Raw genomic sequence first — 12,162 nt, forward strand, 5'->3', positions numbered from 1 at the left:
ACTCGCAGGCTCACAATCGGTTCACGCCTCTGTGATCACGTTTTTCAGCCTGCTTCGGCGAAGGCCACGCGCGCCGCGCCCAAAAGGGCGGCGTGTTCATGCAGGATCACCTTGGTGGGGATGGCCGCCATATAGTCCTGAAAACGGCCCTTGCGCTCGAACCGCCGGCGGAAGGGGCTGGCCTGGATGAAGGGCAGGATGCGCGGGACGATGCCGCCGGCGATATAGACCCCGCCGCGCGCGCCGGTGGTCAGAGCGATGTCTCCAGCCACGGCGCCCAGCATGGCGCAGAAGCGGGCCAGGGTGGCGCCGCAGGAACTGTTCGGATCGTCCAGCGCCTGGGTCGTGATCTGGGCGGGGTCGTCGATATGGCTCTCGCGGCCGTCGATCTCGGCCAGGGCGCGATGCAGGTTCAGCAGGCCCGGTCCGCAGATCAATCGTTCGATGGACACGCGGTCGTAGCGGCGGCGCAGGATGCGGAGCACCTCGTCCTCCACCTCGTCGCCGGGAGCGAAACAGGCGTGGCCGCCTTCGCTGGGCAGGGCCATCTCGCGCCCGTGGGCGTCGCGCGCCAGGGCGGACATGCCGAAGCCCGTGCCGGGACCCAGCACGGCGATGGCGGCGTGCGGATCGCCTTCGGTCGGCCCGCCCAGGGGCGCCAGCTGGTCAGCCGGCACGATCGGCGCGCCCCAGGCCAAGGCCTCGAAGTCGTTGATCAGCCGGGCCGGATTGAGGCCCAGCGACTGGAGCTCCTTCTCCGACAGACGCCAGGGCGAGTTGGTCAGGTCGATGGCGCCGTCCGTGACCGGCCCGGCCACGGCGATGACCCCGCCTGCGGGCTTGGTCGCGCAGTCGTCGAGGTAGGCCTGCACCCCCTGGACAAAGGTCGGATAGGTCTCGGCCGGGAAGCTGTCGAAATGCTCGAGCCGAGGATGGCCGTCGACCATGCCGGCCAGGGCGAAGCGGGCGTTGGTTCCGCCGACGTCGCCTACCAATAGGGTCGCGTCCCTCATGCTTTCTCCTTCGCGGGTTCTCCTGGGGGTTCAGGCGTCCACGGCGCGATCGACCAGGTTCGGATCGGGCGGGCCGTCGTCATGGCCGTTGGCGCCGATGGGCGAGGCGAAGCAGACGCTGGCGCCTTCCTCGGCCGTTGACACCGTCTGACGGAAGGCGCCGAACAGTTCACGACCATAACCCCAGGACGAGCCTTCGGCATGGGCGCGCGAGCGCTTCGCCGCCGGGCGTGCGTCCAGATCCTCGATCCCCACCGTGGTCAGCACCCCCGCCTCGGGGTCCAGCCGGATCACGTCGCCGTCGCGCACATGGGCCAGCGGCCCGCCCGCCAGCGCCTCGGGGCTGACGTGGATGGCGGCGGGCGTCTTGCCGCTGGCGCCCGACATGCGGCCGTCGGTGACGAAGGCGACCTTGAAGCCCTTGTCCTGCAGCACAGACAGGGCCGGCGACAGGCTGTGCAGTTCCGGCATGCCGTTGGCCTTGGGGCCCTGGAAGCGCAGCACCAGCACCACGTCGCGATTCAGCCTGCCGTCCTTGAAGGCCTGCAAGGCGTCTTCCTGGGTCTCGAACACGGCGGCGGGGGCCTCGACGATGCGGTTCTCGGGCTTGACCGCCGAGACCTTGATCACCGCCCTTCCCAGATCGCCTTGCACCAGCCGCAGGCCCCCCTCCCGGTCGAACGGGTCGGAGGCGGGGCGCAGGATGGCCAGGTCTAGACTCTCCTTCACCGTATCGCGCCAGACCAGTTCGCCGTCCTCCAGCCGAGGCTCCTTGAAGTACGGCTCGAGCCCATGGCCCATGATGGTCGTCACGTCGGGATGCAGGTTCCCGGCCTGGACCAGTTCGCGGGTGACGAAGGCCACGCCGCCCGCCGCCTGGAAGGCGTTCACGTCGGCCGAACCGTTGGGATAGACCCGCGCCAGCAACGGCGTCACCGACGACAACTGGTCCATGTCGGTCCAGTCGATCAGCACCCCCGCGGCCCGGGCCATGGCGACCAGATGGATGGCGTGGTTGGTCGAGCCGCCGGTGGCCAGCAGGGCGACGATCATGTTGACGATGGTCTTCTCCGACACGACGTCGGCCATGCGCCCGCGCCCCTCGCGCGCCAGTTCGACGGCCCGCTGGGCAGCCGCCGCCGTCAGGGCGTCGCGCAGCCCCGTGTCGGGATGCACGAAGGCGGTCGAGGGCATGTGCAGCCCGGCGACCTCCATCATCATCTGGTTGGAGTTGGCCGTGCCGTAGAAGGTGCAGGTGCCGGGCGAATGATAGGAGGCGATCTCGCTCTTCAGCAGTTCGGCGCGGTCGATCAGGCCTTGGGCGTATTCGGCGCGGACGCGGGCCTTCTCGGCGTTGGGCAGGCCGCTGGGCATCGGCCCGGCCGGGGCGAAGACCACCGGCAGATGGCCGAAGGCCAGGGCGCCCATGAACAGCCCCGGCACGATCTTGTCGCACACGCCCAGCATCAGGGCGGCGTCGAACGCATCGTGGGTCAGGGCCACCCCCGTCGACATGGCGATGACGTCGCGGCTGAACAGGCTCAGCTCCATGCCGGGCCGCCCTTGCGTGACGCCGTCGCACATGGCCGGGGTTCCGCCCGCCACCTGGGCCGTGGCGCCGATCTCGCGCGCGGCCTGACGGATAACCTCCGGAAAGCGCTCGAACGGCTGATGCGCCGACAGCATGTCGTTATAGGCGGTGACGACGCCGAGGTTGGGCTGGGCCCCGGTCATGGCCGTCAGCTTGTCGGCCACGGTCTGACCCGCAAAAGCGTGGGCCCAGTTGGCGCAGGACAGCTTGCCCCGCCCCGGCCCCGATCCCGTCGTCGCGTCCATGCGGCGCAGATAGTCGGCGCGGGTTTTGCGGCTGCGTTCGACGATGCGGGCGGTGACCTCGGCCACCACAGGATTGAGCGCCATCACTCGGCCTCCGTCCAGAACACTTCAAGGGGGGCGTTCGCCGCGATCAGGGCGGCGATGGGGTTTACGGCGGGATCGCCTGCCGCCTCGCGCTCGAATACGGCGCGCTTGCCGGCTCCGGTCAGAGCCAGCACCAGGCGTCGGGCCGAGACCAGCCAGGGCAGGTTGAGCGTCAGCCGCTCCTGCGGCGGCGCCGCGCCGTCACGTCCGGCGGGCACGCCGTGGATGGCCGGCTTCAGGCCCGGCGTCAGCAGGGTCGTCAGCGTCGGACTGCCGGGGAACATGGAGCAGATGTGTCCGTCCTCCCCCATGCCCAGCAGAACGGCGTCCAGCGGGCGGCCCTCGGCGGCCAGCGCCTGAGAGGCGATTGCGGCGGCGCGATCCACCGTCACGGCGGGGCTGTAGAGGGGTGTGAAGCGCGCGGCGGCGGCCCGGCCGGTCAACAGGGTGCGCTTCAGCAAGGCCGCATTCGAGTCAGGCGAGGTTTCGGGCACATAGCGCTCGTCAACCAGGGTCGCCGTAACCCCGGCCCAGTCGAGGTCGGCCTCAGACAACCGCGCGTAGATGGGCGAGGGCGTCGATCCGCCCGATCCGGCGAACAGGGCGCGTCCGCCTGCAGCCAGGGCGTCCGCCAACGCCTCGGCCAGCGCGTTCGCTGCAGCTTCGGCCCAGGCGTCGCGGGTGGGAAAGGTCTGGCTCGCGATCATCGCGCGTTCCACTTCCGACCCGTGCGCGACAGCAGCAGGTCGGCCGCCTCCGGCCCCCAGGTCCCGGCGTCATAGTCCAGCGGCCGGCACTCGCGGCAGGCCCAGGCGTCGGCTACCTCATCGATCCATTTCCAGGCCTGTTCCGCCTCGTCTCGGCGCACGAACAGGGTGGAGTCGCCGTGCAGGGCGTCCAACAGCAACCGTTCATAGGCGATGCGGCGGCGCGGCGGCGCGGCGTCCTTGCCGTCCTGCCCCCACGACAGACTCATCTGGATCGGCTGAAGCTGCATCCTCTGCTCCAGCCCCGGCTTCTTGTTCATGACCGACAGGGAGATGTCCTCATCGGGCTGAAGCTCGATGACCAGGCGGTTGTCGTAGATGGCCCCGCGCTCGCCGTGGCCGAAGATGGAGTGGGGCACCGGCTTGAACTGGATGACGATCTCGGTGCGCTTCTCTGGAAGCCGCTTGCCGGTGCGCATGAAGAAGGGCACCCCCGCCCAGCGCCAGTTGTCGATATCGGCCCGGATGGCGACGAAGGTCTCCGTGTCCGACGGCTGGCCGCGCTCGGTCTCATAGCTGTCGACGGTGCGGCCCTCGACCGCGCCTTCCACATACTGGCCGCGCACGGTGACGCGTTCGGCGTCCTCGGCGGTGACGGGGCGCAGGGAGCGCAGCACCTTCACCTTTTCGTTGCGCACCGAATCCGGGTCCAGGTCGCTGGGCGGCTCCATCGCCACGAGGCACAGCAGTTGCAGCATATGGTTCTGCACCATGTCCCGCAGCGCGCCGTATTCGTCGTAATAGGGCCAGCGGTCGCCGACGCCGACCGTCTCTCCGACCGTGATCTGCACATGATCGATGGTCAGATTGTTCCACAGCGGTTCGAAGATGGCGTTGCCGAAGCGCAGGGCGATCAGGTTCTGCACCGTCTCCTTGCCCAGGTAGTGGTCGATGCGGAACACCTGTCGCTCGTCGAAGGCGTGGGCCACGGCGTCGTCGATTTCGAGAAAGCTCTCCAGGTCACGGCCGACCGGCTTCTCCAGCACGATGCGATCGTTCTTCTCGGCCAGGCCGGCCGCCTTCATGGCTGTGACGATGCGGCCGTAGAGCGAGGGCGACACCGCCAGGAAGGAGACGGTGTCGCCTTCGCCGGACCGGGCCTTCAACGCGCGCAGGCTCTCGGCGTCGGTGGCGTCCACCGCCAGGTAGTCGAGCCGGGCGGCCAGGCGCGCCCAGCTGGCCTCGTCCCAGGCGTCGTCGGCCTCGGCGCGGGGCTGCACCGCCTGGCGCACCTTGGCGATGTAGTCCTCGACCGTCTCTTGCGACCGGGCGGCGCCGATGATCTTGAGCCCCTGGGGCAGAAGGCCGTCATGATCCAGGAAGTAGAGCGACGGCAAAAGCATCCGCATGGCGAGGTCGCCGCCGCCGCCGAACAGGATCAAAGCCGCCATCTAGGGCCTCCCTCGCAGAAGATCGGCCCGCCAAGCGAGACCGTAGTCAGCCAGAGTGATTGGCCGGTTCCGCCCGCCGGGCCAAGACATCCAGCACGTCCTGAAACACCATGTGACGGGCGTGCAGAAGCACCAGCAGGTGATAGATCAAATCCGCCGCCTCGCTGGCGAGTTCCGTATTATCTCCCGCCGCCCCGGCCAGCGCCGTTTCGACCCCCTCTTCGCCGACCTTTTGCGCGGCGCGTTTGGGGCCCTGGGCGATCAGGCGCGCGGTCCAGCTGTCGTTGGGATCGGCCTGGGCGCGGACATGGATGGTGCGCTCCAGCCGGCCGACGCGGCCGAGCCCCGGCGCGTCCTCCTCGCCGAAGCAGCTGATGCGGTTCAGGTGGCAGGCGTTGCCGACCGGGCGCACCTTCACCACCACGGCGTCGCCGTCGCAGTCGGGCGTCACCGAGACGACGTTGAGGAAATCCCCCGACGTTTCGCCCTTGCACCACCGCCCGCCGCGCGAGCGCGAGAAGAAGGTCGCCTGCCCGCTGTCCAGCGTCTCGCGCAGCGCCGCCTCGTCCATATAGGCGAGGGTCAGCACCTGCAGGGTGTCGGCGTCCTGCACCACGGCGGGGATCAGGCCGTTTCCTTTGGCGAAGTCGATGGATTGAAGGTCGAGGTCCATCATCCTTCTCCCCTGGTGGGAGAAGGTGGCTCGCGGAGCGAGACGGATGAGGGGGAGGCCAGCCCCGCCCTCGATCCTCGCGCTTGGGGCCACAGCCCCCTCATCCGAGCGCCTCCGGCGCCCACCTTCTCCCACGAGGGGAGAAGGAAACCGATGATCGTCATATCCTCACCTCCACGCCCTGCTGATCCAGATAACGTTTCAACTCCGGCACTGTGATCGCGCCTGAGTGAAACACGCTGGCCGCCAACGCGCCCGACACATCCGCCTCCACGAACACATCGCGGAAATGCTCCACCGCGCCCGCCCCGCCGGACGCCACCAGCGGAATGGTCAAACGCCGCCTCGCCTCGGCCAGTTGGCCCACGTCATACCCCTTCCGCACCCCGTCCTGGTCGATGCAGTTCAGCACGATTTCTCCGGCGCCCAGTTCTTGCGCCTCGACGATCCACTCCATCGTCAGCCGCCCCGCGCCGCGCCGGGCGTCCGGATCGCCGGTGTATTTGTGCACCCGCCATTCGCCGTCCTGAAAGGCGCTGTCGACGCCGACGACGACGCACTGACGCCCCAGCCGCGCGGCCAGCTCGCCGATCAGTTCGGGTCGCTCCAGGGCGGGCGAGTTGATCGACACCTTGTCCGCCCCGTGATCGAGGCAGCGCGCCGCCTGCTCCACCGTGCGGATGCCGCCCGCGACGCAGAAGGGAATGTCCAGCAGCCGGGCGATGTCCTGCACCCAGCCGTAATCCAGCGTCCGCCCCTCGGGGCTGGCCGTGATGTCATAGAAGACAAGTTCGTCGGCCCCCTGATCGCGATAGCGCGCGGCCAGTTCAGCGGCGTCGCCCATGTCGACGTGTCCCTCGAACCGCACGCCCTTGACCACGCGGCCGTCCTTGACGTCGAGGCAGGGGATGATGCGTCTCGCCGTCATGGGGCGACGGCTTTCAGCGCCTCGGCTACAGTGAAACGGCCGGTATAGAGGGCGCGGCCGGTGATGGCGCCGGCGCAGCCAATCGCCTTGGCGGCGATCAGGTCGTCCAGATCGGCCACCCCGCCCGAGGCCTGGATCTCCAGCTCAGGCCGACGGCGAACGGCCTCGGAGAGCAGCTCTTGATTCAGGCCGGTCAGGGCGCCGTCGCGACCGACGTCCGTGATCAGGATATGGCGCAGCATCCCGACCGGATAGCGCTCCAGCACGCTCCACAGATCCACGCCCGACGACTGGGTCCAGCCCTTCAGGGCGGGCACGGGCAGGCCGTTCTCGTAGCGGACGTCCAGGGCCAGGGCGATGGCTTCGGGGCCGAACTGCTCCAGCCATTTCAGCACCTGATCCGTATCGGTGACGGCCAGCGAGCCGATGACGACGCGGCTGATCCCGGCCCCCAGCAGGTGCTCGATATCCTTTCCCGAGCGGACGCCGCCGCCCGACTGGACCTTGATATCCACGGCCTGGGCCATGTCGCCGATCAGCGCATACTGACGCGCCTCGCCCGCCTGCGCCCCGTCCAGGTCGATGACGTGGATCCACTCGGCCCCCTCGGCGGTGAAGGCCGCCAGCCGGTTGGCGGGATGGGAGTCGTAGCGGGTCACGTGATTGAAATCGCCGTGCAGCAGGCGAACCGCATGGCCGTCGATCAGGTCAATGGCGGGATAGATGATCACGCGGGCAGCTCCAGGAAGTTCTTCAGAATACGCGCGCCGAGCGCGGCCGAGCGTTCCGGGTGGAACTGGCAGCCCCAGCGATTGGCGCTGTTGACCATGGCGGGCACGGCGACGCCGTAGTCGGCGGCGGCGAGGGTCGCCGGACCGTCTGGGCAGACGAAGCCGTGGACGAAATAGGCCCAGTCGCCGTCTTTCACGCCGTCCAGCAGCGGGTCGTCGCGACGGGTCGTCAGACGGCTCCACCCCATGTGCGGCGAGGGGCGTGAAGGGGCGGGAAGGATGGCTTCGACCCGGCCGGGGATCAGGCCCAGAAGGTCGGCGCCCCCATTCTCAGCATCCTCGTCCTCTGCGCTGGCGTCGAACAGCAGCTGCTGGCCCAGACAGACGCCCAGCAAGGGGCGTTGAAACCGGCGCAGCGGTTCGATCAGGTCCAGCGCCTTCAGTCGCTGCATGGCGTAGCCGGCCGCACCGACGCCGGGCAGGATGATCCGCTCGGCCTCGTCCACATCGGCCGGGTCGTCGGTGATCCGCACGCGCGCGCCCAGCCGCTCCAGCGCGAACCGCACTGAAGCGACATTGCCTGAGCCGTAACCGATCAGGGTGACGTTCACAGCACCCCCTTGGTGCTGGGCACCACGTCGCCCTCGACGCGGATGGCCTGACGCAGGGCGCGGCCCAGCGCCTTGAACACGGCCTCGGTCTTGTGGTGATCGTCGTCGCCGGTGACGCGGACGTGGACCGCCGCGCCCAGATTCTCGGCCAGCGACCGCACGACGTGCGCCGTCAGATCGGTGCGGTAATCGCCCAGCATCGGCGTGGCGAAGGTCCCTTCGAACACCGGATAGGGCCGCCCCGACAGGTCGATGGAGACGGACGCTTCCGCCTCGTCCATCGGCAGGACGAAGCCGTAGCGGCCGATGCCGCGCCGCTCGCCCAGCGCCTGTTTCAACGCCTGGCCCAGAGCAATGGCGCAATCCTCGATCGTGTGGTGCGGGTCGATGTGCAGATCGCCTTCGCACGCCAGGCGGATGGAGAATCCGCCGTGCGCCGCCACCTGTTCGATCATGTGGTCGAAGAAGCCGACGCCGGTCTCGATCTTCACCGGCCCGGCGCTGTCCAGATCGACGGCGCAGACGATGCGGGTCTCCTTGGTGTCGCGGATGGCCTGACCGATGCGATTGCGGCGCACGCCGGGGCCGGCGGCGCCCAGGGCGGCCAGCAGGCGGTCGTTGACCTCGAGCTTCAGCGAGACAGGCAAACGCAGCCGCTCGCCCGCCGGATCGGCGCTCAAACCATAGCGGCGCAGGGCCTCAATCGCGCCCGCCGGGTCGGAGGGTCTGGCGATGATCACCGGCCCCACCCCGGCCTCCAGCGCCATGATGCGCGACAGGGCCTCGACGACGCGGGCGCGCTCGCGGCGCACGCCGCTGATGCGTTCGGCCGTCTCCATCATCCGCGACGGGTCCAGCGCCTGCATCGCCAGCCGCACCGAGACCTCGGGCAGGGCGTAGGGCTCCAGCACGCCGGCCAGCCGCGCCAGCGTCTCCTCTTGCGCGACCGCCGCCCCGACCCGCGCCCCGGCCAGCCCATAAGCCAGCGACAGGCTGCGCAGCACGATCAGGTTGGCGTGGTCCTTCACCAGGCTCGCGGCCGAGGGTGCCTCGGCGAACTCGACCAGTCCCTCGTCCACAACCAGCAGGGCGGGGGCGACGCGCGCGGCCATCTCGGCCACGGCCTCGGGCGAGCCGAGGGCGCGGACGACCACGGCGGCGGTCTCGGCGCCGTCGGCCGGTCGGGCGTAGAGGGCGGCCAGTTGCGTATAGGGCGCGGCGTCGGGCGCCTGCACCTTCAGCCCGTCGCGCGCGGTCAGGCGCCAGACCAGCTCCAGCCCGTGCGTCAGTCCACGCGTCGGCAGCACCTGATCGGCGCCGACGCCATAGAGGGCGGCCATGCGAGCCGCCAGCGCGGTCGGCTCGGCCGGATAGCGCTCCAGACCGTCGCCGCCCGACACCAACGGCGGATAGGGGGCGGGCAGGCTCACGACCCTTCTCCCTCGCCGTATTGTCCTTCTCCCCTCGTGGGAGAAGGTGGCCTGCGGAGCAGGTCGGATGAGGGGGCTGCGTCTACACACACGACGGATGAGGGCGAGGCAAGCACACCCCTCATCCGAGCGCCTCCGGCGCCCACCTTCTCCCTCAAGGGGAGAAGGAAGAGGTTGTTGGTCATCCCGCGCTCCTCAGATCGGCGGCTCTGGCGTGGGCCTCCAGCCCCTCCAGCCGGGCCAGTGCAGCGGCGACGGGGGCCAGGGCGGCGGCGCCCTGTTCGCTGACGGTTTGCACCGACATGGTGGTCATGAAGCTGGCGGTGGTCACGCCGCCCAGCGTCCGCGCCGCGCCGTCGGTCGGCAGGACGTGGCTGGGCCCCGCCGCATAGTCGCCTAGCGTCTCCGCCGCCCAGCGCCCGACGAAAACCGCCCCGGCCGCGCTGATCCGCTCGACCAGCCGTTCGGCCTCCTGCGTCTGGATCGATAGGTGTTCGGGACCATAGAGGTTCGCCACCTCGCACGCCTCGGCCATGTCGCGCACGCGAATGGCGCGAGCCTCGGCCAGCGACGCGCGGGCGATGGCGGCGCGGGGCAGGCTTTCGACCTGACGCTCGACCTCGGCGATGATCTCGCTCAGGGCCGTGCCGCTGTCGGACACGAGGATGACCTGCGCATCGGCGTCATGCTCGGCCTGACTCAGCAGGTCCGCCGCGACGATCTCGAAATCGGCGTCGCGGTCGGCGATGACCAGCAACTCCGACGGCCCCGCAGGCAGGTCGCAGGCCGGGCCGCCGGGCAGGGCGGCGGCATAGCGTTTGGCTTCGGCCACATAGGCGTTGCCGGGCCCGAACAGCTTGTCGACAGGGGCGATGACGCCGTCTTCCAGCTCGACGCCGAAGGTCAGGGCGGCGATGGCCTGCGCCCCGCCCAGCAGCCACAGTTCGTCCAGCCCCGCCTCGGCGGCGGCGGCGATCATGGCGGGGTGGACCGAGCCGTCCTTGGACGGCGGCGTCACGGCGACGCGCCGCCCGACCCCGGCCACGCCCGCCGGAATGGCCAGCATCAGCAGCGATGAAAACAGCGGCGCCGTCCCGCCCGGCGCATAAAGCCCGGCCGAGCCGATGGGCCTCCAGACCAGTTTCGACTTCACGCCCGGCGTCGTTTCGATGAAGGGCGTGTCCTCGGGCCGGGTCGCCTGATGGAAGACGCGCACATTGTCGGCGGCGACGCGTAAGGCGCGGGCGGCGGCGGGCGGCAGGTCGCGGCGGGCCTTCGCGGCGGCCGCCTCGGTGATCTCAATGCGGCGCGGCGGGGCGCCGTCCAGACGCGTCGCCCAGTCGGTCACGGCCTCGCCGCCGCGCGCCTGCACGTCGTCGAAGATTTCGCGCGCCACGCTGGTGACGAAGCCCTCGGTGCGACGCTGCGGGCGGGCCAGCGCGGCCTTGCGCCCGGCGGCGTCCAGCAGGTTCCAGTCGATACGCTTCATCACATCATCTTCTCGATGGGCAGGACCAGTATGGCCGACGCCCCTTCGGCCTTCAGCTTCTCCAGCGTCTCCCAGAAGACCGCCTCCTGACAGACGGCGTGGACGGCGACGGCGTCGTCGCGCCCCGACAGGGGCATGACGGTCGGCGATCCGGCGCCGGGCAACAGGGCGGTGATCCGGTCCAACGCCGCGCGCGGCGCGTTCAGCATCACGTATTTGGCCCCTTGCGAGGACACCACGCCCGCCATCCGCTCGACGATGGAGTCCAGCAGGTGTTGGAGCCCGGCCTCGGGCGGCGTCGGCGCCTTGATCAGCACCGCCTGACTGTCCAGCACCGTCTCGCGCGCGCTCAGGCCGTTGGCCTCCAGCGTCGCCCCGGTCGAGACCAGATCACAGATGGCGGCGGCCAGCTTCAGGCGGGGGGCCACCTCGACCGCGCCGCGCATGGTGACGATGTCCGCGTCGACGCCCGCCTCATCCAGAAAGCGACGCAGGATCCTGGGGTAGGAGGTCGCGATCCTTAAGCCCTGCAACGACGACGGCCCGGCGTAGTCCAGCCCCGGCGGCGTCGCGATCTTCAGCGTGCAGCGGCCGAAGCCCAGCGGCATGACGACCTGCGCGTTCGGCCCGCCGTTCTTCACCTCTTCCAGCACATTCTCGCCGACGATGCCCAGATCGCAGACCCCGTCCGCCACGAAGGTCGGAATGTCGTCGTCGCGCACCCGCAACAGGTCGATCGGATAGTTCTCGATCCGGTACAGCAGGTCGTTGTTGCCCTTGACCACGCGCAGGCCCGCATCGCGGACCAGATCGAGGCTGCGCTCGGCCAGACGGCCGGATTTCTGGACGGCGATGCGCAGCCGCCCCTGAACCGTGCTCATGATGTCAACTCAGGCTTTCAGTCTGTCCAGCACCAGCCGATAGCCCTGGTGCGGCATGTCCTTCAGGGAGCGCGCGACGCGCACGACGGTGGTCGGGCTGGCCGGGGCCTCGGCGGCGATCTCGCGATAGGTCCTGTCCCCGGCGTCCAGCATCCGCGCCACTTGCCACCGCTCGGCCATGGCGCGCATCTCGGCCGGGGTGCACAGGTCGGCCAGAAAGGCGTCCGCCTCGTCCCGCGTTTTCAGCGAGAGCAGGGCGTCCAGCAGGGCGATCTTGGCGGCGTCGGTGCTCATGGCTTGTTCCATTATGCTGTAACAATGGAACGGT

At 69.7% G+C, this 12,162-nt stretch carries 12 protein-coding genes; all 12 read right to left on the reverse strand.

The window, feature by feature from the left end; all coding sequences use genetic code 11:
• Positions 1-44: 44 nt before the first annotated feature.
• Positions 45-1,013 carry a glucokinase gene (gene glk, locus V8J38_RS03410; protein ID WP_338577892.1) on the reverse strand — a complete coding sequence of 323 codons (969 nt, stop codon included), beginning with the start codon at positions 1,011-1,013 and terminating at the stop codon, positions 45-47.
• Between the two features lie 30 nt (positions 1,014-1,043).
• The gene (edd, locus tag V8J38_RS03415; protein ID WP_338577894.1) at positions 1,044-2,933 is read right to left on the reverse strand and encodes a phosphogluconate dehydratase; all 1,890 of its coding nucleotides are present in this window, start codon (positions 2,931-2,933) and stop codon (positions 1,044-1,046) included.
• Positions 2,933-3,640 (reverse strand): 6-phosphogluconolactonase, encoded by a 708-nt coding sequence (gene pgl, locus V8J38_RS03420; RefSeq protein WP_338577895.1) that lies wholly within the window; start codon positions 3,638-3,640, stop codon positions 2,933-2,935. Before pgl ends, edd begins: the two co-directional genes overlap by 1 nt.
• Complete coding sequence (gene zwf / locus V8J38_RS03425; RefSeq protein WP_338577897.1) at positions 3,637-5,091, reverse strand: glucose-6-phosphate dehydrogenase; 1,455 nt, start codon at positions 5,089-5,091, stop codon at positions 3,637-3,639. Before zwf ends, pgl begins: the two co-directional genes overlap by 4 nt.
• 46 nt (positions 5,092-5,137) lie before the next feature.
• Positions 5,138-5,767, reverse strand: coding sequence for a bifunctional phosphoribosyl-AMP cyclohydrolase/phosphoribosyl-ATP diphosphatase HisIE (hisIE, locus tag V8J38_RS03430; RefSeq protein ID WP_338577898.1), 630 nt, complete (start codon positions 5,765-5,767; stop codon positions 5,138-5,140).
• 157 nt (positions 5,768-5,924) lie between these two features.
• Entirely contained in the window at positions 5,925-6,692 is a 768-nt protein-coding gene (hisF, locus tag V8J38_RS03435; protein WP_338577899.1) for an imidazole glycerol phosphate synthase subunit HisF, read from the reverse strand.
• Entirely contained in the window at positions 6,689-7,423 is a 735-nt protein-coding gene (hisA, locus tag V8J38_RS03440) for a 1-(5-phosphoribosyl)-5-[(5-phosphoribosylamino)methylideneamino]imidazole-4-carboxamide isomerase (RefSeq protein WP_338577901.1), read from the reverse strand. The genes hisF and hisA overlap by 4 nt, the downstream gene beginning before the upstream one ends.
• Positions 7,420-8,034: an imidazole glycerol phosphate synthase subunit HisH gene (gene hisH / locus V8J38_RS03445; RefSeq protein WP_338577903.1), complete on the reverse strand. Its 615-nt coding sequence runs from the start codon at positions 8,032-8,034 to the stop codon at positions 7,420-7,422. The genes hisA and hisH overlap by 4 nt, the downstream gene beginning before the upstream one ends.
• A complete protein-coding gene (gene hisB, locus V8J38_RS03450) occupies positions 8,031-9,464 on the reverse strand; it encodes an imidazoleglycerol-phosphate dehydratase HisB (protein WP_338577905.1) in 1,434 nt (477 codons plus the stop codon). The genes hisH and hisB overlap by 4 nt, the downstream gene beginning before the upstream one ends.
• Before the next feature lie 181 nt (positions 9,465-9,645).
• Positions 9,646-10,953, reverse strand: a complete 1,308-nt coding sequence (gene hisD / locus V8J38_RS03455; RefSeq protein WP_338577906.1) for a histidinol dehydrogenase — start codon at positions 10,951-10,953, stop codon at positions 9,646-9,648.
• Complete coding sequence (hisG, locus tag V8J38_RS03460; protein ID WP_338577909.1) at positions 10,953-11,834, reverse strand: ATP phosphoribosyltransferase; 882 nt, start codon at positions 11,832-11,834, stop codon at positions 10,953-10,955. Before hisG ends, hisD begins: the two co-directional genes overlap by 1 nt.
• Positions 11,835-11,843: 9 nt before the next feature.
• Entirely contained in the window at positions 11,844-12,140 is a 297-nt protein-coding gene (locus tag V8J38_RS03465) for a YerC/YecD family TrpR-related protein (RefSeq protein ID WP_422388312.1), read from the reverse strand.
• Between the last annotated feature and the right edge of the window lie 22 nt (positions 12,141-12,162).

The organism is Brevundimonas olei, assembly GCF_037055245.1.
GTDB classification, from domain to species: domain Bacteria; phylum Pseudomonadota; class Alphaproteobacteria; order Caulobacterales; family Caulobacteraceae; genus Brevundimonas; species Brevundimonas olei.

Coding starts and splice junctions, on each gene's coding strand:
- hisIE (WP_338577898.1), bottom strand. CDS start 5,767: ATGATGGACCTCGACCTTCAATCCATCGACTTCGCCAAAGGAAACGGC.
- pgl (WP_338577895.1), bottom strand. CDS start 3,640: ATGATCGCGAGCCAGACCTTTCCCACCCGCGACGCCTGGGCCGAAGCT.
- edd (WP_338577894.1), bottom strand. CDS start 2,933: ATGGCGCTCAATCCTGTGGTGGCCGAGGTCACCGCCCGCATCGTCGAA.
- V8J38_RS03465 (WP_422388312.1), bottom strand. CDS start 12,140: ATGGAACAAGCCATGAGCACCGACGCCGCCAAGATCGCCCTGCTGGAC.
- zwf (WP_338577897.1), bottom strand. CDS start 5,091: ATGGCGGCTTTGATCCTGTTCGGCGGCGGCGGCGACCTCGCCATGCGG.
- hisF (WP_338577899.1), bottom strand. CDS start 6,692: ATGACGGCGAGACGCATCATCCCCTGCCTCGACGTCAAGGACGGCCGC.
- hisD (WP_338577906.1), bottom strand. CDS start 10,953: ATGAAGCGTATCGACTGGAACCTGCTGGACGCCGCCGGGCGCAAGGCC.
- hisG (WP_338577909.1), bottom strand. CDS start 11,834: ATGAGCACGGTTCAGGGGCGGCTGCGCATCGCCGTCCAGAAATCCGGC.
- glk (WP_338577892.1), bottom strand. CDS start 1,013: ATGAGGGACGCGACCCTATTGGTAGGCGACGTCGGCGGAACCAACGCC.